This window comes from Comamonas sp. C11 (assembly GCF_024496285.1).
Lineage (GTDB): Bacteria > Pseudomonadota > Gammaproteobacteria > Burkholderiales > Burkholderiaceae_C > Comamonas > Comamonas testosteroni_F.
Genome location: NZ_CP101743.1, coordinates 2,635,519 through 2,662,070, shown reverse-complemented (window position 1 = coordinate 2,662,070; position 26,552 = coordinate 2,635,519). Strand labels below are relative to the sequence as shown.

Below are 26,552 nucleotides of genomic sequence, written 5' to 3'. Positions count from 1 at the left end.
TCCGCACGATTCGGTGGTGCAAGCCCCTTGCCCACCGCTAAAATCGCCAGCGTCAGGAGAGAGTGCCTGCAGCTGAAGCTGCACCGCACCGCCGAAGGCGCAGACCCCCACCCGGAGTCAAAACGCTCAGGCAAAAGGACTGACAAGCGCTGCAGGTGTGCAAACCTGCAGCGTCCCTTGCTGGAGAGAGATGCAGGCCGTCATTTCGTATGTGTGCCAGCATCCACCGAAGGAGCAAGCTGCCCGCGAAAACAAAGGCAGTGAATCTCTCAGGTAAAGCGGACAGCAGGGCAAGCCCGCCAAGCATGGCCCCGTCATGCATGGCCACTCATTTGGTTTTGACCACCGGAGCGCTTGCCTGTGACTGCTGCTGACACTTCTTCCGATCTGCGTTCCACACCGCTGTTTGCCCTGCACCAGAAACTGGGTGCCCGCATGGTGCCGTTTGCCGGCTACTCAATGCCCGTGCAATACCCTCAAGGCCTTATGGCCGAGCATCTGCACACGCGCAAGGCTGCCGGCCTGTTCGATGTCTCGCACATGGGCCAGTTGCTATTGCGCGGCCCCGATGCCGCCGCCGCGCTCGAATCACTGATGCCCGTCGATGTCATGGACCTGGGCCTGCACAAGCAGCGCTACGGCCTGCTGCTCGATGAACAAGGCGGAATTCTCGACGACCTGATGTTCGTCAACCGCGGCGATGATCTGTTCCTCATCGTCAACGGTGCCTGCAAAGAGGCGGATATCGCTCATATCCAGAACCGCATCGGTAGCTGCTGCGAGGTCGTCCCATTGCCCGATCGCGCCCTGCTGGCCCTGCAAGGCCCGCAAGCTGCCACAGCCCTCTCGCGCCTGATTCCTGGAGTGACGCAACTGGTCTTCATGACCGGCAACCACTTCGACTGGCAGGGCCATGCGCTCTACATCACGCGCAGCGGCTATACGGGCGAGGACGGTTTCGAAATCTCACTTCCCGGCGAAGCGGCAACAGCCTTTGCCGAAGCTGTGCTGGCCCAGCCCGAGGTGGCCCCTATCGGCCTGGGCGCGCGCAACTCGCTGCGCCTTGAAGCCGGGCTTTGCCTGTACGGCAACGACATAGACACCAGCACCACCCCGGTGGAAGCCTCGCTGAACTGGGCCATGCAGAAGGTGCGCCGCAGCGGCGGCGAGCGCGAGGGCGGCTTTCCCGGTGCGGCCATCGTGCTGGAGCAATTGCAGAACCCTCAGTCGCTGCGCCGCAAGCGCGTGGGCTTGATCGCGCTGGAGCGCATTCCCGTGCGCGAGCCCGCCGTGCTGGAAAACATGGACGGACAGCATATCGGCCACATCACCAGCGGCCTGCTCAGTCCCACGCTCAACCAGCCCGTGGCGCTGGCCTATGTCGAGCCCGACTACGCCGCCATCGATACGGAAATCTTCGCCGTGGTGCGCGGCAAGCCGGTGCCCATGAAGGTGGTCGCCACACCATTCGTTCCCACCCGCTATCACCGCGGCTAGTCTGCCTCCGCGCATGAGACGGGCCAGTTTGCCAAACAGCAGCCAGAACACCGCTAAAGTGCGCACTGGACCTTTCTCAAACAACACCCGATTCCCCTGAATCCCCCCCCATCTGGAGCTTTCCATGAGCATCAAGTATTCCAAAGAACACGAGTGGATCAACGCCGCCGACACCAATGCCGCCATCGTCGGCATCACCGTACACGCACAGGATGCGCTGGGCGATGTGGTGTTTGTGGATCTTCCCGGCGTGGGCTCCATCTTCCAGGCCGGCGACGTGGCTGGCGTGGTCGAGTCCGTCAAGGCCGCTGCCGATGTCTACATGCCCGTGACCGGCGAGATCGTCGAAGTCAACGAAGCCCTGCGCGATGACCCGTCGCTGGCCAACAGCGACCCGCTGGCCGCTGGCTGGTTCTTCAAGGTCAAGATGAGCAATGTGGGCGAGCTCGAAGCTCTGATGGAAGAGACCGCCTACAACGATTTCGCCAAGGACAACTAAGCATATCAACGGCCCTCGCATTGCGAAGGCCGTTTTTGCATGCAGCCATGAGCACCATTCTGTATTTCGACGATCCGGAAGTCGGTCTCGCCCGCGAGACCAGCCACCCTGCGTTTGCGCGCATTGCGACCCAGGACTTCTTCTACGACTGCGGTGACGACTTCAGCCCCTTCGGCAACGATGACGGCAGCGACACACTGGCCTCACTCGAAGAGTGGTACCAGGAGCAGACGGGTGGCCAGTCCGCCAAGACCCTGCGCTTTCTGCAACAGCAACTATGCGACTGGGATCTTCCCGTGCCCAGGGACATACTGGCTCATGACGATGCGGCCAAGGCCGAATGGCTGGCCAGCGACGACATGAACCAGAGCTATCTCCTCTCGGTCTGCCGCGCCCACGTGGCCACAGCCTTTGGTCAGCTCAAGATCACGGGCAGCATCGATGCCGATCTGCACAAGCAGGCCCTGCTTGCCCTGGCCTGCCAGCAATGGCTGAACACCGTTGCACGCAGCAAATATCCCGATTGGGAATATGCCGACCAGGAAAGCGAACGCCTGGCCCTGATGAACACCGCGCTGGAACAAGCCAGCGCTGCTTGAAGCACCGGCTGTATGCCTTCAGGCATACGGCTTTCACGCATGCCTGGCATGCAAACCGTCAGTCACAGTATTTGAGAATAGGTCCCTCCCATGCTGATGTCGCCTCCTGCCCCTGTCGCTTCGCTGGAAGCGCTGGAAAACAGCCACGAATTCATCCCCCGGCATATAGGCCCGGACGCCGAGGAGCAGCAAAAAATGCTGGCCGCCATCGGCAAGCCCACGCTGGACGCATTGATTCGCGATGTGATGCCCGACTCCATTGCTCGCGCCAGGCCCATGGATCTTCCGGCTCCGATTCCCGAAGCAGCGGCGCTGGCCGAACTCAAGGCCATCGCCGGCAAGAACCAGGTGCTGAAGAGCTTTATCGGCCAGGGCTACTACGGTACGCACACGCCGGGCGTCATCCTGCGCAACATCCTCGAAAACCCCGCCTGGTACACGGCTTACACACCCTATCAGGCCGAGATCTCACAAGGCCGCATGGAGGCACTGGTCAACTTCCAGACCATGGTGACCGACCTGACCGGCATGCCTATCGCCAATGCTTCCATGCTGGACGAAGCCACGGCTGCCGCCGAGGCCATGACGCTGGCCAGGCGCTCTGTCAAATCCAGGAGCAATCGCATCGTGCTGGCCGGCGATCTGCATCCGCAGACGATTGAAGTCATCGAGACCCGCGCCCAACCCATAGGCATCGAAGTGGTGATTGCCAACAGCCAGCAGGAATGGGAGGCCGCTCTGGCTGGCGACCTGTTCGCCGCCGTCATCCAGTACCCGGCCTCCAGCGGCTGGATCGTGGACTGGAAGTCCGACGTGCAAGCCATTCACGCCAAGCAGGCGGCCGCCATCGTGGCCACCGACCTGCTGGCCCTGACCCTGCTGACACCTCCCGGCGAGTGGGATGCCGATATTGTCGTGGGCAACAGCCAGCGCTTCGGCATGCCCATGGGTGCAGGCGGCCCGCACGCTGCCTTCATGGCCTGCCGCGACGAATACAAGCGCAGCCTGCCCGGCCGCCTGGTGGGTGTCAGCGTCGATGTGCATGGCAAGCCCGCCTACCGCCTCGCGCTGCAGACACGTGAGCAGCATATCCGCCGCGAAAAGGCGACGTCCAATATCTGTACGGCCCAGGTCCTGCCGGCCGTGATCGCCAGCATGTATGCCGTCTACCACGGCCCCCAGGGGCTGAAGCGCATTGCCCAGCGGGTGGCACGCTTGACGGCGATTCTGAGCCGTGGTCTGGCCCGGCTGGGCTTCAGCGCCCATCACCACGACACAGCCTTCGACACACTGAGCCTGCATACCCGGGAGGCGACCGATGCCCTGGCGGCTCGTGCCGTATCCCGAGGTGTCAATCTGCGCAAGGCCTGGGATGAATATCTCTGCATCAGCCTGGACGAAACCACGACCCGGGCCGATGTCGAGCTGCTCTGGAGCATCTTTGCCCAGGAGGGTCAGGCGCTGCCCACCATCGAGGCCATGGACGAAGGCCCGACCTCGCTGATCCCCGAATCCCTGCTGCGCAGCACGGCCTACCTGACCCACCCGGTCTTCAACACCCATCACTCCGAAACCGCCATGCTGCGCTATATACGCAGCCTCAGCGACAAGGACCTGGCCCTGGACCGCAGCATGATCCCGCTGGGCAGTTGCACCATGAAGCTCAATGCCACCAGCGAGATGATTCCCATCACCTGGCCAGAGTTCGCCGACATCCACCCGTTTGCGCCCGCCAGCCAGCTGCAAGGCTATGCCGAGCTGGACCAGCAACTGCGCGACTGGCTGTGCCAGGCCACGGGCTACGCGGGCATCAGCCTGCAGCCCAATGCAGGCAGCCAGGGTGAATACGCGGGTCTGCTGGCCATCAAGGCCTTCCATCAATCGCGCGGCGAGGCGCACCGCAATATCTGCCTGATTCCCAGCAGTGCCCACGGCACCAACCCGGCCAGCGCGCAAATGGTGGGCCTGCAGGTCGTGGTCACCAAGTGCGACGACAACGGCAACGTGGACATGGCTGACCTGAAGCTGGCCTGCGAGAAGCACAGCGCCAATCTGGCCTGCATCATGATCACCTACCCCAGCACGCACGGCGTGTTCGAGACCCAGGTGAAGGAGCTGTGCCAGCTGGTGCACAGCCATGGCGGCCGCGTCTATGTGGACGGCGCCAATATGAACGCCCTGGTAGGTCTTGCCGCGCCCGGCGAGTTCGGCGGCGATGTCAGCCATCTGAACTTGCACAAGACCTTCTGCATTCCTCACGGCGGCGGCGGCCCCGGCGTCGGTCCCGTGTGCGTGGTCGAAGATCTGGTGCCCTTTCTGCCGGGGCATGCCACCGCAGGCGACGTCCGCCAGGTGGGCGCTGTCAGTGCAGCGCCTCTAGGCAATGCTGCCGTTCTGCCAATCAGCTGGATGTATATCCGCATGATGGGCGAACCGGGCCTGAAACTGGCGACGGAGACCGCCATCCTCAACGCCAACTACATCAGCGCGCGCCTCAAGGACCACTTCCCCACGCTCTACGCGGGCGAGTATGGTCATGTGGCCCATGAATGCATTGTGGACCTGCGCCACTTCAAGGAAAGCTGCGGCGTGATGGCCGAGGACGTGGCCAAGCGCCTGATCGACTACGGCTTCCATGCACCCACACTGTCCTTCCCCGTGCCCAACACGCTGATGGTGGAGCCGACCGAGAGTGAAAGCCTGCATGAGCTGGACCGCTTCATCGAAGCCATGATCGCCATCCGCGCCGAGATTGCCGAAGTGGAGGCCGGCAGACTGCCCCGGGATGACAACCCGCTCAAGAACGCACCCCATACGGCAGAGTCCTTGCTTGCCGCCGACTGGCAACATGGCTACAGCCGAGAAACCGCCGCCTATCCCGTGCCTGCCCTGCGCCGCGCCAAGTATTGGAGCCCCGTGGGCCGCGTGGATAACGTCTATGGTGACCGCAATCTGTTTTGCAGCTGCGTGCCCATGGACGCCTACGAAGACTGATAGCCAAGCTCTCCACCCCAGGCCAGTGCGCTCTGCCGCACTGGCTTTTTCATGCTCAGTCAATATCGAACACCTGCCAACCCATCGCTGTTCGCCGGCAGTGAATGCATTCACGACATCAATGCACTCTGCGTTGCTGCCGCCAAACCGAGCATCGAGTTGCCTGAATACCGGTTGACTGCCCGCCTTTTTCAAGGTCAAGTGCGGGGACCGGCTTACACTGCAGAGGTCTTCTGCCTGTCTCATGAGCTCCTCTGAACCCACTCCCCCACCCTTGCTGCCTGTCATTGATGGCGGCCTGCCCCTGCATGCCCTGCTGGCCCCCGGAGCGGCCCCGCTGGGCCCGAGCGCCAACATCCAGCCATTGGTGCCGGAGGATGAAGACCCGCTGCAGGCCCTGGTGGCGGAATTGCGCAACTACCAGCACGAGCTGGAGCTGCAAAACGAGGTGCTCAATTACAGCCAGGCCGTCGCCGAGAGCGCATCGGAGCGGTTTGAAACGCTGTTTGCAAGCATTCCGCTGCCGCTGCTGGTGGTTGATGAATACGATATGGTGGTCCAGGCCAATGCCATGGCTCACCGCGCATTTCAGCCCACCGAAAAAGACCGGTTGCTGATCAACTTCAAGCCCTTTGTGCATGCCAACGACGCAGAGCGCGTGACTACGGCCTTCGAGCAGGCCAAAGCGCTGGGACGCGCCGAGGTACACGAGGTTCTGTTCCAGATCACCGAAGAATTCGAGCTCTGCGGCGACCTGCATGTGGCCGGCGTGGTTGTACCCCAGCAAAACGGTCCGGCCACCTGGCAGTATTTGTGTGCCGTTGTCAATCAGGGCCCGCTGCTTGCCGAGCGCAAGGCGCTACAAGAGCGCAACCAGCAGCTTTATGCCAGCGAGAGACGGCTGGAGTCGGTCATCAACTCCGCGCTGGACGCCATCATCTGCGTCGACCAGCATCAGCGCATCACAGTCTTCAACCCCACGGCGGCAGCCCTGTTTCTGTGCTCGCCTCAGGATGCCCTGGGCAGCCCGCTGGAGCGCTTTTTACCCGATGCCGCCCGGGCACTGGCTTTTTCCTCGCTGACCACACAGGCCGTGCTGGGCGAGATGACGGGACTGACCCTGTCGGGGCGTGAGATTCCCATGGAAATCAGCGTCTCCTTCGAGCACCACAGCAGCGGCGACACCACCACTATCTTTGCGCGCGACCTGACCAGCCGCAATCGCGCCGAAGCCCAGCGCAATGCGCTGGAAACCCAGCTGCGCGAGTCCCACAAGATGCAGGCCGTAGGCACCATGGCCGGCGGGATTGCCCACGACTTCAACAACATCGTGGGTGCAATCCTGGGTAATGTGGAGCTGGCCAAGGCCGATAGCTGCGGCAACCCGGCTGCCATGGAAAGCCTGCGCGAGATCGAAAAAGCCGGTCGCCGGGCCCGCGACCTGGTGCGCCAGATTCTGACCTTCAGCCGCAATGACCTGCCCGAACGCCGTCCGGTTCAGGTGCAGGAAGTCATGTCCGACACGGCTCGCCTGCTGCGCGTGACTCTGCCTCCCTCCATAGAGCTGCAGGTGCAGGAGTCCAACGATCTGCCGCCGCTGCTGGCAGACCCCACTCAGGTGGAACAGGCTCTGTTCAATCTCTGCAACAACGCCATGCAGGCCATTGGCAGTCATCGCGGCATCATCCAGATGCGGGCCATGCGCATTGCTCCCGACAGCTACCAATGCGAACGCCTGGGTCTGGCCGTGGCCGAATACCTGGTCTTTATGGTGCAGGACTCCGGCCCCGGCATGGACGTCGTGACTCAGCGACGCATCTTCGAGCCTTTTTTCACCACAAAACCGGTCGGCCAGGGCACAGGCCTGGGCCTCTCGGTCGTACATGGCGTGATGCGCACCCATGGCGGCGCTGTCGATGTGCACAGCGAACTGGGCCAGGGCAGTTGCTTCACGCTGTACTTTCCTCTCAGCGACCCGAATTCCGGCCACTGTGCGCTGCCGCCCATGCGCATGGACAAGCCCGAAGCCCCGCTGCCCGAACCGGTCCTGGCCACGCGCGCCAGCCATGTCATGTATGTGGACGACGATCAGGCTCTGGTCTTTCTGTTTCAGCGCCTGCTGCGCCGTCGCGGCTATGAAGTCTCGGGCTTTACCGATCCTCATGAGGCCATGGCCGCCCTGCATGAGGAGCCACAGCGTTTTGACCTCATAGTCACCGACTACAACATGCCCGGCTTCAGCGGCCTGGACCTTCTCAGGCAGACTCTGCAGATCAACCCTCAACTGCCGGTTGCACTGGCCTCCGGCTATGTGACAGCCGAAATCGAGCAGGCGGCGATTGCAGCCGGAGCCAGGGCCTTGATCCACAAGCCCAACGATGTGCAGGAGTTCTGCGCCACTGTGCATGAACTGCTCAACCCCTGAAACAATCGATAGCTGTTTGAATGAGTGCGTTGAACTGTGTGTATGAAGACGAGCACCTGCTGGTGCTTGACAAGCCCTCGGGCCTGCTGTGCGTGCCCGGTCGCGGCCCCGACAAGCAAGACTGCCTGAGCTTGCGTGCCCATCAGCATTTCGGCGATGCGCTGGTCGTGCACCGGCTCGATCAGGCCACGTCGGGTCTGGTCGTCATGGCTCGCAATCCGGCCGTCCAACGCCAGCTCAGCCAGGCCTTTGCCGAACGCAAGGTCGACAAGCGCTATATCGCCGTAGTGGCCGGTGAGTTGCAGGCGCACAGCGAAGCAGCGGATGCCGGGGGCTGGCAACTGATAGACCTGCCGATTGCGGCCGACTGGGAACGTCGGCCGCTGCGTGTCATCAGCCACGAAACCGGTAAAAGCAGCCAGACGCTGTGGCGAGTGATCGAGCACACCGTTCAACCAGGAATATCCCGCACCCGGATTCTGCTGAGCCCGCTGACGGGCCGCACCCATCAACTGCGCCTGCATATGGCGGCCATAGGCCACCCCATGCTGGGCGATGCGCTATATGCCAGCGAAGCAGTGGCCTGCGCCAGCCCACGCCTGTTGCTGCATGCGGCAGCACTGGAGCTGGTGCACCCGGTCACCGGCGGACTGCTGCAGCTAAGAAGCGATCCACTTTTTTAATCCCCCTCAAATAGACAGCATCCGTCAAGCTCTCAAAGTTGCCACGCCGCAACAGAAAACCCTTCAGAACTGCGTTGAGGCAGGACAGGAATCTGAACAAAAAGACCGCTGATGCAGACACTTGTCGCACAGTTCAGGCATGGACTGCGCATATACACCACAAATGCAGGCCACGCCATAGCCCTGGCGTACTAGCTGCTATGCACGACATAGCAAAAACCGAAAGCCTGCACCAGCCCCTGCATACCCTGTTGCCTTCGTTGACCACTCGATTAACCTGAGCTTCTTTGCGCGAACTGCTATGGCAGCAATCGCGCTTTTCGAACATCTCTCGAGATTAAGGAAGTCCTCATGAGCATTCCGTTCCGCATGCAAACCGTTGTTGCCGCCCTGGGCCTGGCCGGTGCCGCCTTGGTGTCTACCGCGCATGCCCAAATCAAGATCGCCCTGGTCATTCCGACCACCGGTGCGCTGACCCAGTACGGCGACATGGTCAAGGAAGGCGCCACCACCGCCGTTGAAATGGCCAATGCCGCTGGCGGTGTCAATGGCAAGAAGATCGAGCTGGTACCCGTGGACGATGCCTGCGAACCCAAGCAAGGCCCCGTCGCTGCCAACCGCGTGGTCAACAGCAAGATCGGCTATGTGGTCGGCCCCGTCTGCTCGGGTGCCTCGATTGCCGCAGCGCCCATCTACAACAACGAAGGCGTGGTGGTCGTCACTCCTTCTGCCACCTCGCCCGCTCTGACCGACGGCAAGAACTACCACTTCATCTTCCGCACCATTGGCCGTGACGACCAGCAGGGCCCGGCAGCCGCCAAGTTCATTGCCGAGAAGCTCAAGCCCAAAAAGGTTGCCGTGCTGCACGACAAGCAGTCTTACGGCCAGGGCATTGCCTCTTCCGTGCGCGATGACCTGAAGAAGGCCAAGATCGACGTGGCACTGTTTGAGGGCATCAACGCAGGCGACAGCGACTACTCCGCCGTCATCACCAAGCTCAAGGGCGCAGGCGTGGACTTTGTCTATTACGGCGGCTACCACCCCGAAATGGGTCTGCTGCTGCGTCAGGCTGCCGAGCAAGGTCTGAAGGTCAAGATGATGGGCCCTGAAGGCGTGGGCAACCCCGAAGTCAACGCCATTGCCGGCCCTGCCGTCGAAGGCATGCTGGTGACCCTGCCCGCCGACTTTGCCGCCAACCCCAAGAACGCTGCCGTGGTCAAGGCCTTCCAGGACAAGAAGCGCAATGCTTCGGGTGCCTTCCAGCTGACCTCGTTTGCCGCAACTCAATCGCTGCTGGCCGCCATCAAGGCCGCTGGCGACAACCCCGCCAAGGTGGCGGACTGGATGCACAAGACCACCGGCGTGGACACCGTGCTGGGCCCCGTGTCCTGGAACAAGCAGGGTGACCTGAACTCCTTCGATTTCCAGGTCTTCCAGTGGCACAAGGACGGCAGCAAATCGCTCGCCAAGTAATTCCACCACTCTCTCCGGAGGCAATGGCAGGGGCCATGTCTCCGGATGTTTGTTATCTGGCCCTCGGGCCTTTTCCTGTTTCAAGGGTGGCGTTACATGTCAGACTTTTTCCCCCAGCTGATACAACAGCTATTCAACGGGCTCTCACTCGGAGCCATTTACGCCCTGATCGCCATTGGCTACACCATGGTCTACGGCATCATCGGCATGATCAATTTCGCACACGGTGACATCTACATGATCGGGGCCTATATAGGCCTCGTGACGCTTTCGGCGATTGGCACGCAAAGCGGCCTTCCCGTATGGGCCATCATCGGCCTGATGCTGGTGGTGGCCGTATTCGTCACCGGAGTCTATGGCCTGGTGGTCGAACAGGTGGCCTACAAGCCCGTGCGCCAGAGCCCGCGTCTGGTAGCGCTGATCTCGGCCATCGGCATGTCCATATTCCTGCAGAACTGGGTGGCTCTGGGCCAGGGCGCGCGCGATATGGCCGTGCCCTCGCTGCTGCCGGGCGCCATCAATTTCCACATGGGCAATTTCGAAGTCTTCATCCCCTATACCCGCGTGCTCATCATCGCTGTGACCGTGGTGCTGATGATTGCGCTGACCATGTACATCAAGCATTCGCGCATGGGCCGTGCCTCGCGCGCCTGCGCTCAGGATATGCACATGGCCAATCTGCTGGGCATAGATACCAACAAGGTCATCTCCTTCACCTTTGTGCTGGGAGCCGTGCTGGCCGCCGTGGGCGGCGTACTGATTGCGCTGGCTGTGGGCAAGCTCAATCCCTTCATCGGCTTCCTCGCCGGCATCAAGGCCTTTACGGCCGCCGTGCTGGGCGGCATAGGCTCCATCCCCGGCGCCATGCTGGGCGGTGTGATTCTGGGCGTAGCCGAGACCCTTGCTGCTGCCTACATCTCGTCGGAATACAAGGACATCGTGGCTTTCGGCCTGCTGGTGACCATCCTGATGTTCCGCCCCTCGGGCCTGCTGGGCAAACCTGAAGTGGAGAAAGTCTGATGAAGTACAGCTTTTCTGCCGCTTTGCGCGATGCGCTGATCGCCACCGTGATGACGGCCATCGTCGTCACTCCCATCTTCAGCCTGCACCTGGAACGCGCCGGCGTGCGCACCATCATCACTCCCGACTGGAGCATGACCGGCTGGGCTTGCCTTGCCATCTTCGTCGTGCAGATGCTCAAGCCCCTGCTCGCAGGCAAGCTGCCCAAGGTCAATCTGCCGGCAGTCCCGCAGATGAAGTCCGGCACACGCAACGTCGTCATCTTTGTGGTGCTGATGATGGCCGCCTCCTGGCCATTCTTCGCGGGCCGCAATGCCGTCGACATCGCGACTCTGGCCATGATTTACGTCATGCTGGGCCTGGGTCTGAACGTGGTGGTCGGCTTTGCCGGCCTGCTGGACCTGGGCTTTGTGGGCTTCTATGCCGTGGGCGCCTACACCTATGCGCTGCTGTTCCACTGGGCTGGCTGGACGTTCTGGGAAGCGCTGCCGCTGGCCGGCGCTGCCTCGGCCCTGTTCGGCTTTGTGCTGGGCTTTCCCGTGCTGCGCCTGCGCGGTGACTATCTGGCCATCGTGACGCTGGGTTTCGGTGAGATCATCCGCCTGCTGCTGACCAATCTGACCAGCTTCACGGGCGGTCCCGACGGCATCTCCAGCATTCCCAAGCCTACGGTGCTGGGCCTGCCCATGACCCGCTCGCCCCTGACCGAGGATGGCACGACCTTTCATCAGTTCTTCGGTCTGGAGTTCGACTCCATGCACATGGTGATCTTCGTCTATCTGATGGCCCTGCTGCTGGCCATGGTGACGCTGTTCATCAGCAACCGCCTGATCCGCATGCCCATAGGCCGCGCCTGGGAAGCACTGCGCGAGGATGAAATCGCCTGCCGTTCGCTGGGCCTCAACCCCATGAAGATCAAGCTCTCGGCTTTCACGCTGGGCGCAATGTTCGCGGGTTTCGGCGGCGCCTTCTTCGCCGCTCGCCAGGGCATCGTCAATCCCGAGTCCTTCACCTTCATCGAGTCGGCCCTGATTCTGGCCATCGTGGTGCTGGGCGGCATGGGTTCTCAGCTGGGCGTGATCGTGGCTGCCATCATCCTGACCGTGCTGCCCGAACTGGCACGCGAGTTCTCCGAATACCGCATGCTGATCTTCGGCCTGGTCATGATTTTGATGATGGTCTGGCGCCCCCAGGGCCTGCTGCCCATGAAGCGACACCAAGTGGAGGTGAAGTCATGAAGCAGCACCTGAACGCTATTATTTCAATAACTACAACCACAGGCAGGGCAAGCGCATGAGCGAGTATTTGCTAGAAGTCAAAGACCTGTGCATGCGCTTCGGCGGCCTGCTGGCCGTGGACAACGTGGGCTTTAACGTACGCCCTCAGGAAGTGTTTGCCATCATCGGCCCCAACGGCGCGGGCAAGACCACGGTATTCAACTGCATCAGCGGTTTCTACCAGCCTTCGGGCGGCTCGGTCGTTCTGGACGGCCAGAGCATTGCAGGCCACAGCAGCCACCAGGTCGCCAACCACGGCGTGGTGCGCACATTCCAGAACGTGCGCCTGTTCAAGAGCATGACGGCGCTGGAAAACCTGCTGGTCGCACAGCACCGCCAGTCGCGCGCGACGCTGCTCGGTGGCCTGTTCAACACGCCAGGCTATCGCCGTGCCGAACAGGAAAAGATCGACAACGCGCTCCAATGGCTGGACGTCATGGGCCTGCGCCAGTTTGCCAACCGCGAGGCGGGCAATCTGGCCTACGGTCACCAGCGCCGGCTGGAGATTGCGCGCTGCATGATCACCAAGCCTCGTGTGCTGATGCTGGACGAACCCGCTGCCGGCCTGAACCCGCAGGAGAAGAAAGACCTGCAGCATCTGATCGACGATCTGCGCAAACAGTACGGCGTGGCCGTGCTGCTGATCGAGCACGATATGGGCCTGGTCATGGGAGTGTCCGAGCGCATTCTGGTCATGGAATACGGCAAGCCCATCGCCATGGGCCTGCCCGAGGCGATTCGCAATGATGAACGGGTCATCAAGGCCTATCTGGGAGAGGCCTGATGAGCCAGCATATGTTGCAACTGGAGCAGGTCTCCACCCACTACGGCGCGATCTGCGCGGTCAATCATGTCAGCCTGCATGTCGATCAGGGCGAGATCGTGACACTCATCGGCAGCAATGGTGCGGGCAAGACATCGCTTCTGATGACGGTGTGCGGCAACCCTCGTGCCAGCAGCGGGCGCATTCTGTTCGAGGGCGAGGACATCACCCAGATGTCCACTCATCACATCATGCGCCGCGGCATTGCCGTCTCACCTGAAGGCCGTCGTGTCTTCAAGGACCTGACGGTGACCGAGAACCTGCAGATGGGCGGCTTTTTCCTGAACAAGGCCGAGATCGCCGACGGCGTTGAACATGTGTTCAAGCTCTTTCCTCGCTTGAAGGAACGCGCGGCGCAACGCGCGGGTACCATGTCCGGCGGCGAGCAGCAGATGCTGGCCATAGGCCGCGCACTGATGAGCAAGCCGCGCCTGCTGCTGCTGGACGAGCCCACACTGGGCCTGGCGCCACTCATCATTGCGCAGATCTTCGAGATCATTCAGACCATCCGCGCAGCAGGTGTGACGGTGTTCCTGGTCGAGCAGAATGCCAACCGCGCCCTGCAGATTGCCGACCGAGGCTATGTGCTGGAAACCGGCAAGGTGGTGCTGGAGGACAGCGGTGTCAATCTGCTGAGCAATGACGAGGTGCGCAAGGCCTATCTGGGTCATTGACAGCCCGCTGACCTCATCTGAGGTCATCGCCAGGCCCCGCCGGACGCCAGTCTTGCGGGGTCTGCTCTTTTTCTGTCTTCAATCACCCGTAAGATGCCCGGCATGACAAAGCATTTAACGATTCTGACCGGTGGCTCTCGCGGCATGGGTCTGTCCATGGGACAGCAGCTGCTGCGACAAGGCCGTCAGTTGCTGAGCATTGCCCGCAAGACCAGTACCGCTCTCGCCTCCAGCGCCAGCAAGCCTGCACAGCTATTGCAATGGGAGCAGGACCTGGCACAAAGCGCTGCGGCGGCGCAGCGTCTGGCGACCTGGCTGGGCACGCTAGATCCCCGTGAATGGACCAGCATCACCCTGATCAACAATGCGGGCGTCATGCCGCAGATTGCGCCGCTGTCCCAGGTGCCTGCCGCTGACATGATCAATGCCCTGCGCGTGGGTCTTGAAGCGCCCATGGCCCTGACCGGCGCCTTTCTCGGCACGACCGAAAGCTGGGTGATCCCCCGCAAGGTGCTCAATATCTCCTCGGGACTGGGCCGCCGCGCCATGGCCTCGCAAGCCAGCTACTGCACGGCCAAGGCCGGCATGGACCAGTTCAGCAACTGTGTGGCACTGGAAGAGGCGGCCAAGCCCAACGGCGCACGCATTGTGTCTCTGGCACCCGGCGTCATCGACACCGATATGCAGGTACAACTGCGCAGCGCAGCTTCAAGCGACTTCCCCGACGTGGGCCGTTTTGCAGGCCTGCACAGCAACGGGCAGCTGAGCTCGGCCGATGACGCCGCAGCCCGCGTGCTGGCCTGGCTGGAGCGACCGGACTTCGGCGACCAGGTGATTGCAGACGTACGCCAGGCCTGAGATCACATTTAGGGCAGTTGGACTCCACAACATGGCTGCAATCGCCTTATGCAAACCAGAGGCGCCTGCAGCTCTTGCTGCCGTGAACGACTGGACCGGGCAAAAAATCTGGGAACAGGCCCTGCCTATTCTCGAACCAAGCCCTGGCAAGTCTTTCATGCGTGGCAGAATGTTTCCACTGGTCTGCAGCAGCCTCTGAGGCTGTGCGCAGAACCACAATCCGCACCCGTGGGCCACATCGGCAGCGACACCCGATCGGTACGCTGCCCCCGTGCTAGCAACGGCAGCAACCCTGTCGTGCAGCGCGTGCGGATGGCGATCATGTCCGTACGGCATGGCTCGCGCTCCCCGGTAAAGACAAATACCCATTGATGGCGGAACCACCGTCCCCGATCATCGAAAAGCCCACCTTCCGTGACTCTGGCTTCCGAGCTCAAGGCTCAGGTACCAGCCGCGACTGCGCCGCCCTTGTTTGCGGGCCAGCGCTCCCCCGTTCGTCTCTGGAGCTTCTTTTTCATGATTCGCCAAATTCTCATCAGCACAGCCGTGATCGCAAGCACGGGCCTGAGCTTTTCAGCCGCTGCACAAGACCCCGCTGCCGACTACCCCAACAAGCCCGTGCGCATGATCGTGCCTTTCCCGCCTGGCGGCGGCACCGACATCCTCTCGCGCGTGATTGCCAACAAGCTCACCGAAGTCAGCAAGTGGACCGTGGTCCCCGACAACCGCGCTGGCGCAGGCGGCACCATCGGCATCACCGAAGCGGTCAAGGCGGCCCCCACGGGCTATGACATGGTCATGGGCCAGAAGGACAATGTGGTCCTTGGCCCCTATCTCTACAAGAACCTGCCCTGGAACCCCAGCAAGGATCTGACCCCTGTGGCTCATGTGGCCTACACACCCATCGTGATTGCCACGGCCGCCAACTCGCCGTACAAGACGCTGGCCGACGTGGTGGCTGCAGCCAAGAAGAACCCGTCCAAGATCACCTACGGCTCGCCCGGCAACGGCACCAGCATCCACCTGGCCGGCGTGATGCTGGAAAAGGCTTCGGACATTCATCTGACCCACGTGCCCTACAAAGGCTCCAACCCCGCGATGATGGATGCACTGGCCGGCAATGTGGATCTGCTGGTGTCCTCCGTACCCTCGGCCATAGCCCAGATCAAGGCCGGCAAGCTGCGCGCCATCGCCGTAACCTCCGCAAAGCGCTCGTCCTCGCTGCCAGACACCCCAACACTGGCCGAGTCCGGTCTCAAGGGCTTTGATGTGAGCACCTGGTACGGCCTGTTCATGCCCAAGGGCACACCCACAGCCATCGTGACCAAGGTCAATGTCGAAGTCAACAAGCTGCTGGCCATGCCCGAGGTGCGCGAGGCCATTCTGACCCAGGGCGCCGAGCCCCAAGCCATGAGCGCAGCCAGCTTCGACAAGATGTTCCAGGCCGACTTCAGGCAGTCCAAGCAGGTCGTCGAGTCCTCGGGCGCCAAGATCGAGTGACGCCAAAGGGCGCCGGAGCGCGGATTCCAGCACGCGCTCCTACAACGCCCGGCTGCGGATCGGACTGATCTGCATCAAAGCGGCATATGACAAGCTCGTGAATACTTCTTCGGAAATCCTCAAATTTCTGGAGAACACAATGGCATTGCTGGTCTGGGTCCCCGAGCTGGACACCGGGATTGCGGAGATCGACCGGCAGCACCGCCGCATCGTCGACTACATCAACCGGCTCTACGAGCTGCGAAGTTCGCCCGACCGAGAGGGCCTGGGGGATGTCATCGGCGAGATGATCGACTACACCGTCTCGCATTTCGTCTTCGAGGAAAGCCTGATCGAAAGCGCTGGCTACATGTTCGCCGGGCCGCACAAAAAAGTGCACGAGCTGTTCACGCGCCGCGTGATCGAGATGCAGACCCGCTTTGATGCGGGCGAGGATGTGGCTGCCGAATTGCACGGCATGCTCTCGCGCTGGCTGTTCAACCACATCCGCAACGAAGACCATGGCTATGTGGATTCGGCCAAGGTCTATATACGCATGATGTCCAAAGAAAGCGGACACGCGGCAGAAAAAGAACGGCTCAAAACGGAAGTGCTGCAGGAGCTGGAATTGCAGCGCAAGAAAAAGGGCTGGCTGGCCCGGCTGCTCAATCGCTGAGCACTCTGATTCACCAGCAAAACGGCTCCTTGGGGAGCCGTTGCTTCGTGGGCAGCCGCCTTGCGCTTACTCGCGCACAACAAGAACCGGGATTTTGACTGCGCCCAGCACGCGTTGCGTGACGCTGCCCAGCATCAGCTTCTCAAGGCCGCGACGCCCCTGCGAGCCCATGACGACAAGGTCTGCGCCCACGCTTTCCATGGTGCGCACAATGCCTTCATGCACTGCATGACCCTCACCCACCAGGGTCTTCACGGGCACGCCTGCCTCATCCATGATGGCCTTGACCGCATCCAGGGCGGTGTTGGCCTCGGCGGTGGCCGCGCTCAGATACTGTGACTGGCCATAGGCAAAGTCGGCGCCCACGCCGGTAAAAGGATAGGGATCGACCACATACACCGCCGTCACGGCGCAGCCGAAGACCTTGGAGAGCTCGGCGGCCTTGCGTGCCGCCAGCATGGATGGCTTGGAGCCGTCGACCGGAACCAGAATGTGATTGAACATGGACATATGTTTCCCCTTTCAGGTTGCAGGCGACAAGGACCTCAAGCCAGAGGCCCGGGGCAGATGCCGCTCTTGAGATAGCGAGAGTCTGCCTTCATCATGCCTCAGCGTGTTGACATGAATCAACCCTGAAGTTCACACCGACCAAGGTCTGGCTCAGATGCAGACATGGGCCGCCTGGTATTCGTAGCATTTGTCCAGCAGTCTGTCGGACTTGTCGGTAATCGTGATGCGAGAGCCGTCCGGGCGCAACAGGGAGACATTCTTGAAGGCTGGCTCGTGGGGTTTGCTTGGCGCATCGCGGCGCACGGTCCATTCCTCCTGGACGATGCCGTCCGGCATGTCCAGCATCACGACGATCTGCTCTGTATCGTCCGACAGTCGAATGCACTTGGCATCATTGAACTCGACCACAGTCCCGGCCGGCGCGGCAAGGCCATAAGGACATTCCTCCACGCCGTGAATCGGCACCGAGGCATCGCCAAGGGTAATCTCGAGACCATTGCGAAAGTAGATCGTGGGCTCCTTGGTGTAGGCCGCCTGCGCAGGACGGTCTTGCGAAGGCTTGCAGGCCGCTACTGTGACAAGAGCTGTCAGTACTGAAATGCCAAGGGCGTAAAAGCGATTCATATAGAAAACCACGCCCCGCAGGGCGTGGTGTCGGCCAGCTGATCTGGCTTGCTGGATGCAGGGAAGACTTGAAGAGGCGAAAGCTTCGTCGCGACGAGCCTGCATCATGCAGTTTTGAGGCCGTCACTTTGACGTATTGAGAATGTTACAGTTTTGCTCAAATTTTCCGAACAAAGCCGTCCGTCTCAATCAAGCGGCCTGGCCCTGCTGCTCCTGGAGCTCGGCACCCTGGAAGCTGCCACGACGATAGGTCAGCACCAGCGTATCGCGCACGCCGCCGTGCTCGACGGGTTGAATCGGCGTGGTTTCATGAATCATCCGTGCATCGTCGAGCAGCATCACGGACCATGGCTCGGTCAACGTGAAACGCTGGCCGTTGGGACCGGTCGCCTCGAACACGCGAGTCTCGCCTCCCTTGACGCCCTTGCGCCCCACCAGCAGCACGGCGACCAGATCGACGCCATCGCGGTGCGCGCCTTCGGGCGTGGGCCGGCCAATGCCGTCCGTGGTGTCGATGCGGAACTGGTGCGCCTCGACAAACCAGCGCTCATGCAGCTCGTCGGTGCAGAACACCTGATCGGCCAGTTGTCCCAGAGCGTTGATCATCGCCAGCCAGGCCATGCTGGTGGTGGTGCTGTCGAGCATGGGCTCGAACATGCGCTGCATGCCCCCATGCAGAGCGTTGTACTCCACGGGCTGCCAGTGGGCGCGGTGGGGCACCTGCTGCACCTGATCGCCTTCGCTGACAAAACAGGAATGGCGGCGGCGGCGATAGCGGCCGCCATCCTTGAGGAAAGCATCGGGCGGCAAACCCTGCCAGTCCGCATCCATGGCATGCAGATCGCTCACGCTCAGGCCCATCCACTGGGCAAAGTCCTCGGGCTGCAGCACGGCATAGCCACGCGTGCGCAAGGACTGGGCTGCCTCGGCAGCGGCAATATAGGGAGGGGAAAACATGATGTGCGCCATAAGGTCGGCAAGCTTACTCCTCGCAGGCCCTGCCGGCTTGTGGCTCGGCATCAAAATTTACGCAAGGCAGCATCAACCAAATTGCATGGATGAAAAAAATGCCTGCATCGCATATAGCGATGCAGGCAGACAGCCTAGCGCCAAGATCAGATGCCAGGCATTCATCACGGCAGTGACGAGAGCAATCAGTTCTCCGGCTTACACCAGGGGCAGGCCCACATAGTTCTCCGCCAGCGAGGTCGAGCCGGCATCGGAGTTGACGATATAGTCCAGCTCCGCTTCCTGCACCTTGGTGTTGAACTCGCCCTCGCCAGGGAAGTTGTGCAGCATGGAGGTCATCCACCAGGAGAAGCGCTCGGCCTTCCAGACGCGGCGCAGGCACTGCTCGGAGTAGCGGTCGATACCGGCCTCGGACTGCTCCTTGTAGTACTCGACAAAGGCTTGCGACAGATAGCCCACGTCGGAAGCCGCCAGGTTCAGGCCCTTGGCGCCTGTGGGAGGCACGATGTGGGCGGCGTCTCCGGCCAGGAACATGCGGCCGAAGCGCATGGGCTCGGTCACAAAGCTGCGCAGAGGCGCAATGCTTTTTTCCAGCGAAGGACCAGTCACCAGATTGGCGCGGGCTTCGGGGTCCAGGCGCTTCTTGAGCTCTTCCCAGAACGCCTCGTCGCTCCAGTCCTCCACCTTGTCGGTCAGCGGCACCTGCAGATAGTAGCGGCTGCGCGTGGCGCTGCGCTGACTGCAAAGGGCAAAGCCGCGCTCGGTGTTGGCGTAGATCAGCTCATGCGACACGGGCGGCGTATCGGAGAGCAGGCCCAGCCAGCCGAAGGGATAGACCTTCTCGAAGGTCTTGATCTTGTCCTGAGGAGCGCTGGCACGGCAGATGCCGTGAAAGCCGTCGCAACCGGCGATGAAGTCGCACTCTATCTCGTGCAGCTGGCCGTCTTTTTCGTAACGCACCTTGGGCTTGTCGCTCTCGAAGTCCACGGGCTGCACATTGCTGGCTTCGTAGACCGTGGTCAGGCCTTCCTGGGCGCGCACTTCCATCAGATCGCGGGTGACTTCGGTCTGGCCGTAGACCATCACGCGCTTGCCGCCGGTCAGGTCATGCAGATTGATGCGATGGCGCTTGCCCTTGAACAGCAGCTCGATGCCGTCATGAGGCAGACCTTCCTCATTCATGCGCTTGTCGGCACCCGCCTGCTTGAGCAGATCCACAGCCACCTGCTCCAGCACGCCGGCGCGGATGCGGCCCAGCACATAGTCGGCGCTGCGCTGCTCGATGATGATGTTGTCGATGCCCGCCTTGTAGAGCAACTGCCCCAGCAGCAGACCCGAGGGACCGGCACCAATGATGGCGACTTGTGTACGCATGATTGTGACTCCTTGTTATGGCTCAAAAACCTGTCAATCGGCGAGCGTGACGACGCCGGTTGCGCTACGGAGCAAGACTAAGTTTTGTGCTGCATCAAAACAAAGGCGAGCAGCGTTGTTTGCGCGATAATCGCACAATGAGAACGATGATCGCGCAAAACAAGAACGACGGCCCCCTCCATGAATGACCCTGCCTCCCCCTCCATCGCCCCGGCAGACTTCATTGCCGGCCTGGCCAAGGGCCTGGCCGTACTCGAGAGCTTCGACACCGAGCGCCAGCGTCTGAATGCCACCATGGCGGCCAAGCGCGCAGGCATCACGCGCGCCGCAGCCAGGCGCCACCTGCTCACGCTGGCCTATCTCGGCTATCTGGAAACCGATGGCAGCTATTTCTGGCTGGCTCCCAAAGTACTGCGCCTGTCGGGCAGCTATCTGGCCTCGGCCCGGCTGCCGCGCATCGTGCAACCCGTGCTGCACAGACTGGCAGCACAGACCGGGCTGTCCTACTCCTGCGTGGTGCGCGAGGGCCGCGAAGTCGTCATCGTCGCGCGCAGCGCCGTTCATGAAAAAGGCGAGCGGCTGATGGCCCATGGACTGCACCTGGGCACGCGTCTGCCGGCGCACGCCACGTCCACTGGCCGGGTGCTGCTGGCCTCGCTCTCAAGCTCGGAGCTCGACGACTGGCTTGCCACCTATGACCTGCCCAAGCTCACCGCACACACGGTGTCCGATGGTGCAGCGCTAAAGGGCTTGCTCGACGAGGTGCGCCGTCTCGACTACTGCATGGCGCTAGAAGAGCATGAACTGGCCATTCAGGCCGTGGCCGTGCCGCTGCGCAATATGCAGGGGCGCACGGTGGCAGCACTGAATGTGGTGACATCGGCCAAGCGCATGAGCCCTCAAACCATGCAGCAGGAAATACTGCCACTGCTGCAGGAGGCCGCGAGAACCTTGCGCCCCCAACTTTGAAGCTATCAATTCAGAAGCTTATTGCGCTTTTCTTTTATTGACTTCAGATACAAATAAATCTGAAATCCTTACTCAACAAGCGCAACCAGCTCCCCTAACAGGAGCATGAATCCGCAGCGGCAATGCCCCCTGTGCAGACCGGTCGTTCAGATATGACCGCTTTCCACCGAGCAGACCTGCATGCTGAGGCGGCGCAGCAACTCGGCCGTGCGGCGCATCAGGGGCGTGGACTTCTTCTTGGCGGGCTGCACCAGGCACAAGGTGCTGACGATATGCGGCGACTTGATGGGCACTTCCACCAGCGATGCATCGGTGGCATGGCTGTGCATGGCGCTGTCGGTCAGCGCCGCATAGCCATAGCCGCCGCGCACCAGATCCAGAATGGCGGGAACGCTGGAAACCTCCCAGACCACATTGAGCTTGACCTGGGACAGCGTGGCCTGCGCCTCCATCAGCTTGCGGAAAATCTGCCCGTGCTGAGGCATGATCAGCGGGAACTCGGCCAGATGCTCGAACGGGATGCTGGTGCGGCCTGCCAGCGTGCTGGCCGGGCCGATCAGGCACAGGCGCTCTTCAAGCACAGGCGAGACCTCGATCTGCGGATGCGGCTCCGGCGTGTATACCAGGCCCAGATCCATGCGCCCCGAGGTCAGCCACTCCGAGATATTCATGGAGAAACCCTCGACCACTGCCAGCCTGGCCTTGGGCATCTCGCGGCTGAAACCGTCGATCAGGGGCAAGGTCAGGCGCCGAGCCAGGCTCGGCGGCAGGCCGACGGTGATACGCCCCACGGGCTCGTCGCGCTGACTGCCCAGATCCTCCTTGGCCATGGCCACGCGCTGCATGATGGCGTGACCATGCTCGAGCAGGCGCCGCCCCGCATCGGTCAGCGTCACGCCGCGCCCGGTGCGTATCAACAGGGTCTCGCGCAACTCTGTTTCCAGGGCCCGCACCTGACGGCTGAGCGCCGGCTGGGCGGTGTCCAGCAGTACTGCAGCCTTGCTGAAGCTCCCCACTTCGGCCACCCGAACAAAGGTCTCTATCTGCTGCAGATTCATGCTCACACCTTTCAAAACAAGCTATGCTATTTTGCTATAGCTGCTAGCCTCAGCTAGACCTAGGTGTTTATATCCCAAGTGACACAATGTAATTAACTGGGCCTGAATATCTAAAAATAACAGCCGACGATATCAACAATGCGTGGTCCACACGCAATTCATCATCGACATCCTTCCAGGGAGACAAAATGACCCATAAGCTCAATATGAGCCGTCGCCAAGCTGCATTCGCACTCGGCGCCATTGCCGCTGCCGTGGCCGCCCCCTCTTTCGCCCAGAGCGACAAGTGGCCCACCAAGTCCTCGCGCATCATCAACCCCTTCCCCGTAGGCGGTGGCCCCGATGGCCTGTCGCGCCTGGTGGCCGACAAGCTGGGCCGCGCCTGGGGTCAGCCCGTGGTGGTGGAAAATCGTCCCGGCGGCAACGGCTTCATCGCCATCAATGAATTCAAGCGCGGTGCCACCGACGGCACGGACATGATTCAGCTGGACAACGTCCACATCGCTGCCTACCCCCACCTGTTCAAGAAGCTGCCCTATGACTTGAACAAGGACTTCGAAATCCTGATGCCCTTGTTCCGCAACTTCTTCTTTGTGTGCGTGCCCGTCAACAGCCCCTACAAGACCATCGGCGACCTGATTGCCGATGCCAAGGCGCACCCCGGCAAGCTGAACTACGGCTCCTGGTCCGTGGGCAACCCTGTTCACCTGGGCTCGGCCCTGCTGGAAAACCAGACCGGCACCAAGATGGAGCATGTGATCTACAAGGAAACCAGCCAGCTGTACCAGGGCGTTGCCAATGGCGAGCTGACTTTTGCCCTTGGCTCCCTGGGCACGGCAGGCCCTCTGGTGCGTGGCGGCAAGCTGCGCTTCCTGGCCGTGGCAGCTCCCAGCCGCATTGCCGGCTTCGAGAACGTGCCCACGGTGTCCGAATCGGGCGGCCCCAAGGACTTCACTGCCATCGGCTGGAATGCCCTGGCCGTGCGTCCCGGCACACCTCCCGCCGTGATCGAGAAGATCCGCACCGATGTGCGCCAGGCCCTGACAGGCCAGGACGTCAAGGACAAGTTCGCCGCCTTCGGCTACGAGTCCTTCAACCCCACACCTGCCGAATTCAAGGCCTTCATGGCTTCGGAGAGCAAGCGCTTTGGCGAGGTGATCAAGAAGGCCGGTCTGGCTCTGGACTGATAGAGCCGCCCATCCATAAGGAAGCCGCCTCTTGAAGGCGGCTTTTTCACGTCCTCTGGCATCAAGAAAAACGCCCGATGCAAGCACCGGGCGTTTTGCGTGGAGCTTGCAGCCTCTTACTGGTCGCGCGCCTCGATGGCACGGTTGATGCCCAGGGCCGCCAGCGTGCACAAGGCGCCAGACAGCAGATAGATGCCCAGGGCCACCAGACCGAACTTGGCCGAGACGCCCAGGGCTACCAGCGGGGCAAATGCCGCACCGATAAGCCAGGCCATGTCCGTGGACAGGGCCGCACCGGTATAACGGTAGCGCGACGAGAAGTTGGAGGTCACCGTGCCCGATGCCTGGCCGTAGGACAGACCCAGCAGCACAAAGCCCACCAGGATGAACACATTGTTGCCGGTGCTGCCGCTGCCCAGCAGCCAGGGCGCGAGAAAGCTGAAGATGCCGATCAGGCAGGCCATGGTGCCCAGGGTGTTGCGGCGCCCCACTCGGTCCGCCAGCCAGCCCGACAGCATGATGGCCGCGCCTGCCAGCAGCGCGCCGATGATCTGCACCACCAGCACTTCGGTCATGGACTGATCGGAGTACATGGAAATCCAGGACAGCGGGAACACGGTCACCAGGTGGAACAGCGCAAAGCTGGCCAGTGCGGCGAAGGCGCCGATCATCACGTTGCGGCCTTCGTTGGCCATGAGGCTGGTCACGCTGATGGGCTCCAGCTCACGCTCCTGCAGAAGCTGGGTATAGGACTGCCCCACCACCAGACGCAGGCGGGCAAACAGCGCCACCACGTTGATGGCAAAAGCCACGCAGAAGGGATAGCGCCAGCCATAGCTCATGAACTCGTCGGCCGTCAGGCTGGAGTACAGATAGGCAAACAGCGCTGCTGCGATGATGAAGCCCAGGGGCGCGCCGAGCTGTCCGATCATCGAGTACCAGCCGCGCTTGTTCTGCGGCGCGGACATGGCCAGCAGCGAGGGCAGCCCGTCCCAGGAACCACCCAGTGCCAGACCCTGACCGATGCGCAGAATCACAAGCGCCCAGACGGCCTTCATGCCTGCGGCTTCAAAGCTGGGCAAAAAGGTCATGCCCACCGTGCAGACGCCCAGCAATAGCAGCGCCAGAGTCAGCTTGGTGGCACGGCCCCAGCGGCGCTGCACGGCCATGGACAGCGCCGTGCCCACGGGGCGGGCCACAAAGGCCAGCGAAAATATGGCAAACGCAGCCAGCGTGCCATCAAGCTTGGACATGTAGGGAAACAGCAGCGAGGGAAACACCAGCACGCAGGCGATGCCGAACACGAAGAAGTCAAAGTATTCGGAAGAGCGCCCGATGATCACTCCCACGGCAATCTCGCCGGGGGTCACATCCTCGTCGGTATCCGCATAGGCCAGGGTTTCCGAGTTCTCATAGTCTTGCTGAGTAAGACCAACGGACGGGTTCATGCTTGTCATAAAGGTACAACTCCTTGTCTTACTTTTCAGTCCCGGGGACGCTTTCCGTTCTACGCCCAAGCATGTGCAGCTGCAATAGAGTTTTTGCCCTGAGCACTGTCAGCCCAGCCCCGTGCGGGCCCGGTTTCTGAGGGCTGATTTGACAATTTCAAGCCCTGTTGGCGCAAAGTTTGCGCACTTTCAAACATGGCTAAACCCTTGTCAAATAGCGCATTTTCAACCACCAACCCTTGACCTTGGACAAAATGTCCAATGGACAACCCCCGGTTTGGTATTACATTTGCCGAGATCCAGTAATCCGCGTTTACACCTAAGCGCGACTTTGTCACGCCCAAAGCATGTTAAAAATCAAGGAAATCCGTGGGCCCGCGTGGCTCTCAGCGGCCGCTTTGACCGCAACCCTCGCCGGTTGCAGCAAGGCCGTCGTCCTCAACCCAGCTGGCGACGTTGCCAAGCAGCAAGGCGACCTGGTCATTACGGCCACTTTGCTGATGTTGCTCATCATCGTCCCCGTCATCTTTTTGACGCTGCTGTTTGCCTGGAAATACCGCCAGTCCAACACCGAAGCCAAGTACGACCCCGAATGGCACCACTCCACCGCGCTGGAACTGGTGATCTGGACGGTCCCCCTGCTCATCATCATCGCTTTGGGCGCCATTACCTGGATCAGCACCCACAAGCTCGACCCCTATCGCCCCCTGGACCGCATCTCCGCCACCAAGGCTCTGGACCCCAGCGTCAAGCCTCTGGAGATCCAGGTCGTGTCGCTGGACTGGAAATGGCTGTTCTTCTACCCCGAGCAAGGCATTGCCACCGTCAATGAAGTGGCTGCCCCGGTGGATCGCCCCATTCACTTCAAGCTGACCTCCACCCACACCATGAACGCGTTCTACGTTCCTGATCTGGCCGGCATGATCTACACCATGCCCGGCATGCAGACCGAACTGAACGCCGTGATCAACAAGCCCGGTATCTATGGCGGCAAGTCCTCTCACTACAGTGGCGCTGGTTTTGCGGGCATGACCTTCAAGTTCCACGGCCTGGAAAACGAGCAGTTTGATCAGTGGATTGCCAAGGCCAAGACCGAAGGCAAGGCCCTGACGCGCGATGCCTATATCGATCTGGCCAAGCCCAGCGAGCGCAATCCCGTTGAACGCTTCGCCAGCGTGGACGAAGGCCTGTACCACAAGGTCCTCAACCGCTGCGTGGAAGACGGCAAGATGTGCATGAACGAAATGATGGCCATCGACGCCGCCGGCGGCAAGCCACCTGCACACCACAGCAAGACCTCCAGCGTTCCCCTGCCCCTGGATGTCTGCACTTCCAAAGACGCTGACCGCGTTGTCGCCCTGCTCGACGAAGTCGCCGCCTCCGGAGCTGTCGCACAGCAATAAGTAGTTCACGGCGCGGATGCGCTCACCGCTCAG

General features: G+C 61.5%; 23 protein-coding genes and 2 riboswitches. Of the genes, 17 read left to right on the top strand and 6 right to left on the bottom strand.

The window, feature by feature from the left end; all coding sequences use genetic code 11:
• Positions 1-43 precede the first annotated feature (43 nt).
• Positions 44-152, top strand: a riboswitch (glycine riboswitch).
• 18 nt (positions 153-170) lie between these two features.
• Positions 171-296: riboswitch (glycine riboswitch) on the top strand.
• A gap of 64 nt (positions 297-360) precedes the next feature.
• The 14 genes from gcvT to NOX35_RS12085 all read left to right on the top strand — a co-directional run bounded on the left by gcvT (position 361) and on the right by NOX35_RS12085 (position 16,977).
• Entirely contained in the window at positions 361-1,497 is a 1,137-nt protein-coding gene (gene gcvT / locus NOX35_RS12150) for a glycine cleavage system aminomethyltransferase GcvT (RefSeq protein ID WP_256496737.1), read from the top strand.
• Positions 1,498-1,621: 124 nt separating this feature from the next.
• A complete protein-coding gene (gene gcvH / locus NOX35_RS12145; protein WP_182286912.1) occupies positions 1,622-1,996 on the top strand; it encodes a glycine cleavage system protein GcvH in 375 nt (124 codons plus the stop codon).
• Positions 1,997-2,043: 47 nt separating this feature from the next.
• Positions 2,044-2,595: a MolR family transcriptional regulator gene (locus NOX35_RS12140; RefSeq protein ID WP_256496736.1), complete on the top strand. Its 552-nt coding sequence runs from the start codon at positions 2,044-2,046 to the stop codon at positions 2,593-2,595.
• Between the two features lie 90 nt (positions 2,596-2,685).
• Positions 2,686-5,589 (top strand): aminomethyl-transferring glycine dehydrogenase, encoded by a 2,904-nt coding sequence (gene gcvP / locus NOX35_RS12135; protein ID WP_256496735.1) that lies wholly within the window; start codon positions 2,686-2,688, stop codon positions 5,587-5,589.
• A 244-nt stretch (positions 5,590-5,833) separates the two neighbouring features.
• A complete protein-coding gene (locus tag NOX35_RS12130; protein WP_256496734.1) occupies positions 5,834-8,014 on the top strand; it encodes a PAS domain-containing sensor histidine kinase in 2,181 nt (726 codons plus the stop codon).
• 20 nt (positions 8,015-8,034) lie between these two features.
• Complete coding sequence (locus NOX35_RS12125; protein ID WP_256496733.1) at positions 8,035-8,697, top strand: pseudouridine synthase; 663 nt, start codon at positions 8,035-8,037, stop codon at positions 8,695-8,697.
• A gap of 351 nt (positions 8,698-9,048) precedes the next feature.
• A complete protein-coding gene (locus tag NOX35_RS12120) occupies positions 9,049-10,170 on the top strand; it encodes a branched-chain amino acid ABC transporter substrate-binding protein (protein WP_256496732.1) in 1,122 nt (373 codons plus the stop codon).
• Between the two features lie 96 nt (positions 10,171-10,266).
• Positions 10,267-11,190, top strand: a complete 924-nt coding sequence (livH, locus tag NOX35_RS12115; RefSeq protein ID WP_182286907.1) for a high-affinity branched-chain amino acid ABC transporter permease LivH — start codon at positions 10,267-10,269, stop codon at positions 11,188-11,190.
• The gene (locus tag NOX35_RS12110) at positions 11,190-12,428 is read left to right on the top strand and encodes a high-affinity branched-chain amino acid ABC transporter permease LivM (RefSeq protein ID WP_182286906.1); all 1,239 of its coding nucleotides are present in this window, start codon (positions 11,190-11,192) and stop codon (positions 12,426-12,428) included. Before livH ends, NOX35_RS12110 begins: the two co-directional genes overlap by 1 nt.
• Before the next feature lie 55 nt (positions 12,429-12,483).
• The gene (gene livG / locus NOX35_RS12105; protein WP_003079486.1) at positions 12,484-13,251 is read left to right on the top strand and encodes a high-affinity branched-chain amino acid ABC transporter ATP-binding protein LivG; all 768 of its coding nucleotides are present in this window, start codon (positions 12,484-12,486) and stop codon (positions 13,249-13,251) included.
• Positions 13,251-13,964 carry an ABC transporter ATP-binding protein gene (locus NOX35_RS12100; RefSeq protein ID WP_182286905.1) on the top strand — a complete coding sequence of 238 codons (714 nt, stop codon included), beginning with the start codon at positions 13,251-13,253 and terminating at the stop codon, positions 13,962-13,964. The genes livG and NOX35_RS12100 overlap by 1 nt, the downstream gene beginning before the upstream one ends.
• 93 nt (positions 13,965-14,057) lie before the next feature.
• Entirely contained in the window at positions 14,058-14,822 is a 765-nt protein-coding gene (locus tag NOX35_RS12095; RefSeq protein ID WP_256496731.1) for an SDR family NAD(P)-dependent oxidoreductase, read from the top strand.
• A 516-nt stretch (positions 14,823-15,338) separates the two neighbouring features.
• Positions 15,339-16,322, top strand: coding sequence for a tripartite tricarboxylate transporter substrate binding protein (locus NOX35_RS12090; protein WP_256496730.1), 984 nt, complete (start codon positions 15,339-15,341; stop codon positions 16,320-16,322).
• A 97-nt stretch (positions 16,323-16,419) separates the two neighbouring features.
• Positions 16,420-16,977 (top strand): bacteriohemerythrin, encoded by a 558-nt coding sequence (locus NOX35_RS12085; protein ID WP_232538218.1) that lies wholly within the window; start codon positions 16,420-16,422, stop codon positions 16,975-16,977.
• Between the two features lie 66 nt (positions 16,978-17,043).
• Here the strand turns inward: NOX35_RS12085 and NOX35_RS12080 are convergent, their stop codons facing one another.
• From NOX35_RS12080 to pobA, 4 genes are all read right to left on the bottom strand, one after another.
• A complete protein-coding gene (locus NOX35_RS12080) occupies positions 17,044-17,481 on the bottom strand; it encodes a universal stress protein (protein ID WP_182286902.1) in 438 nt (145 codons plus the stop codon).
• 156 nt (positions 17,482-17,637) lie between these two features.
• Entirely contained in the window at positions 17,638-18,111 is a 474-nt protein-coding gene (locus NOX35_RS12075) for a hypothetical protein (protein WP_256496729.1), read from the bottom strand.
• Between the two features lie 189 nt (positions 18,112-18,300).
• Complete coding sequence (locus NOX35_RS12070) at positions 18,301-19,080, bottom strand: 2OG-Fe dioxygenase family protein (protein ID WP_182286900.1); 780 nt, start codon at positions 19,078-19,080, stop codon at positions 18,301-18,303.
• A gap of 198 nt (positions 19,081-19,278) precedes the next feature.
• Positions 19,279-20,454, bottom strand: a complete 1,176-nt coding sequence (pobA, locus tag NOX35_RS12065; protein WP_256496728.1) for a 4-hydroxybenzoate 3-monooxygenase — start codon at positions 20,452-20,454, stop codon at positions 19,279-19,281.
• Between the two features lie 180 nt (positions 20,455-20,634).
• On the opposite strand from pobA, the gene NOX35_RS12060 reads away from it, so the two are divergent.
• Positions 20,635-21,423 (top strand): IclR family transcriptional regulator C-terminal domain-containing protein, encoded by a 789-nt coding sequence (locus NOX35_RS12060; protein ID WP_256496727.1) that lies wholly within the window; start codon positions 20,635-20,637, stop codon positions 21,421-21,423.
• Positions 21,424-21,569: 146 nt separating this feature from the next.
• Here NOX35_RS12060 and NOX35_RS12055 read toward each other — a convergent pair whose 3' ends face one another.
• On the bottom strand, positions 21,570-22,481 hold the full coding sequence (locus tag NOX35_RS12055; protein WP_003055493.1) for a LysR family transcriptional regulator: 912 nt from the start codon (positions 22,479-22,481) through the stop codon (positions 21,570-21,572).
• A gap of 188 nt (positions 22,482-22,669) precedes the next feature.
• Here NOX35_RS12055 and NOX35_RS12050 point away from each other — a divergent pair, with 188 nt between their 5' ends.
• The gene (locus NOX35_RS12050) at positions 22,670-23,668 is read left to right on the top strand and encodes a tripartite tricarboxylate transporter substrate binding protein (RefSeq protein WP_182286897.1); all 999 of its coding nucleotides are present in this window, start codon (positions 22,670-22,672) and stop codon (positions 23,666-23,668) included.
• Positions 23,669-23,784: 116 nt separating this feature from the next.
• Here the strand turns inward: NOX35_RS12050 and NOX35_RS12045 are convergent, their stop codons facing one another.
• Complete coding sequence (locus tag NOX35_RS12045; protein ID WP_182286896.1) at positions 23,785-25,125, bottom strand: MFS transporter; 1,341 nt, start codon at positions 25,123-25,125, stop codon at positions 23,785-23,787.
• Positions 25,126-25,463: 338 nt separating this feature from the next.
• On the opposite strand from NOX35_RS12045, the gene cyoA reads away from it, so the two are divergent.
• Positions 25,464-26,519, top strand: coding sequence for a ubiquinol oxidase subunit II (gene cyoA / locus NOX35_RS12040; RefSeq protein ID WP_256496726.1), 1,056 nt, complete (start codon positions 25,464-25,466; stop codon positions 26,517-26,519).
• The last annotated feature ends 33 nt before the right edge of the window (positions 26,520-26,552 follow it).

Bases quoted from the DNA above. Each gene is read 5' to 3' on its own strand.
- NOX35_RS12100 (WP_182286905.1), top strand. From the start codon at position 13,251: ATGAGCCAGCATATGTTGCAACTGGAGCAGGTCTCCACCCACTACGGC.
- gcvP (WP_256496735.1), top strand. From the start codon at position 2,686: ATGCTGATGTCGCCTCCTGCCCCTGTCGCTTCGCTGGAAGCGCTGGAA.
- NOX35_RS12075 (WP_256496729.1), bottom strand. From the start codon at position 18,111: ATGAATCGCTTTTACGCCCTTGGCATTTCAGTACTGACAGCTCTTGTC.
- NOX35_RS12090 (WP_256496730.1), top strand. From the start codon at position 15,339: ATGATTCGCCAAATTCTCATCAGCACAGCCGTGATCGCAAGCACGGGC.
- NOX35_RS12095 (WP_256496731.1), top strand. From the start codon at position 14,058: ATGCCCGGCATGACAAAGCATTTAACGATTCTGACCGGTGGCTCTCGC.
- NOX35_RS12070 (WP_182286900.1), bottom strand. From the start codon at position 19,080: ATGGCGCACATCATGTTTTCCCCTCCCTATATTGCCGCTGCCGAGGCA.
- livH (WP_182286907.1), top strand. From the start codon at position 10,267: ATGTCAGACTTTTTCCCCCAGCTGATACAACAGCTATTCAACGGGCTC.
- NOX35_RS12080 (WP_182286902.1), bottom strand. From the start codon at position 17,481: ATGTTCAATCACATTCTGGTTCCGGTCGACGGCTCCAAGCCATCCATG.
- NOX35_RS12125 (WP_256496733.1), top strand. From the start codon at position 8,035: ATGAGTGCGTTGAACTGTGTGTATGAAGACGAGCACCTGCTGGTGCTT.
- NOX35_RS12120 (WP_256496732.1), top strand. From the start codon at position 9,049: ATGAGCATTCCGTTCCGCATGCAAACCGTTGTTGCCGCCCTGGGCCTG.
- livG (WP_003079486.1), top strand. From the start codon at position 12,484: ATGAGCGAGTATTTGCTAGAAGTCAAAGACCTGTGCATGCGCTTCGGC.
- NOX35_RS12050 (WP_182286897.1), top strand. From the start codon at position 22,670: ATGACCCATAAGCTCAATATGAGCCGTCGCCAAGCTGCATTCGCACTC.
- NOX35_RS12130 (WP_256496734.1), top strand. From the start codon at position 5,834: ATGAGCTCCTCTGAACCCACTCCCCCACCCTTGCTGCCTGTCATTGAT.
- NOX35_RS12055 (WP_003055493.1), bottom strand. From the start codon at position 22,481: ATGAATCTGCAGCAGATAGAGACCTTTGTTCGGGTGGCCGAAGTGGGG.
- gcvH (WP_182286912.1), top strand. From the start codon at position 1,622: ATGAGCATCAAGTATTCCAAAGAACACGAGTGGATCAACGCCGCCGAC.
- NOX35_RS12110 (WP_182286906.1), top strand. From the start codon at position 11,190: ATGAAGTACAGCTTTTCTGCCGCTTTGCGCGATGCGCTGATCGCCACC.
- NOX35_RS12060 (WP_256496727.1), top strand. From the start codon at position 20,635: ATGAATGACCCTGCCTCCCCCTCCATCGCCCCGGCAGACTTCATTGCC.
- NOX35_RS12140 (WP_256496736.1), top strand. From the start codon at position 2,044: ATGAGCACCATTCTGTATTTCGACGATCCGGAAGTCGGTCTCGCCCGC.
- pobA (WP_256496728.1), bottom strand. From the start codon at position 20,454: ATGCGTACACAAGTCGCCATCATTGGTGCCGGTCCCTCGGGTCTGCTG.
- cyoA (WP_256496726.1), top strand. From the start codon at position 25,464: ATGTTAAAAATCAAGGAAATCCGTGGGCCCGCGTGGCTCTCAGCGGCC.
- NOX35_RS12045 (WP_182286896.1), bottom strand. From the start codon at position 25,125: ATGACAAGCATGAACCCGTCCGTTGGTCTTACTCAGCAAGACTATGAG.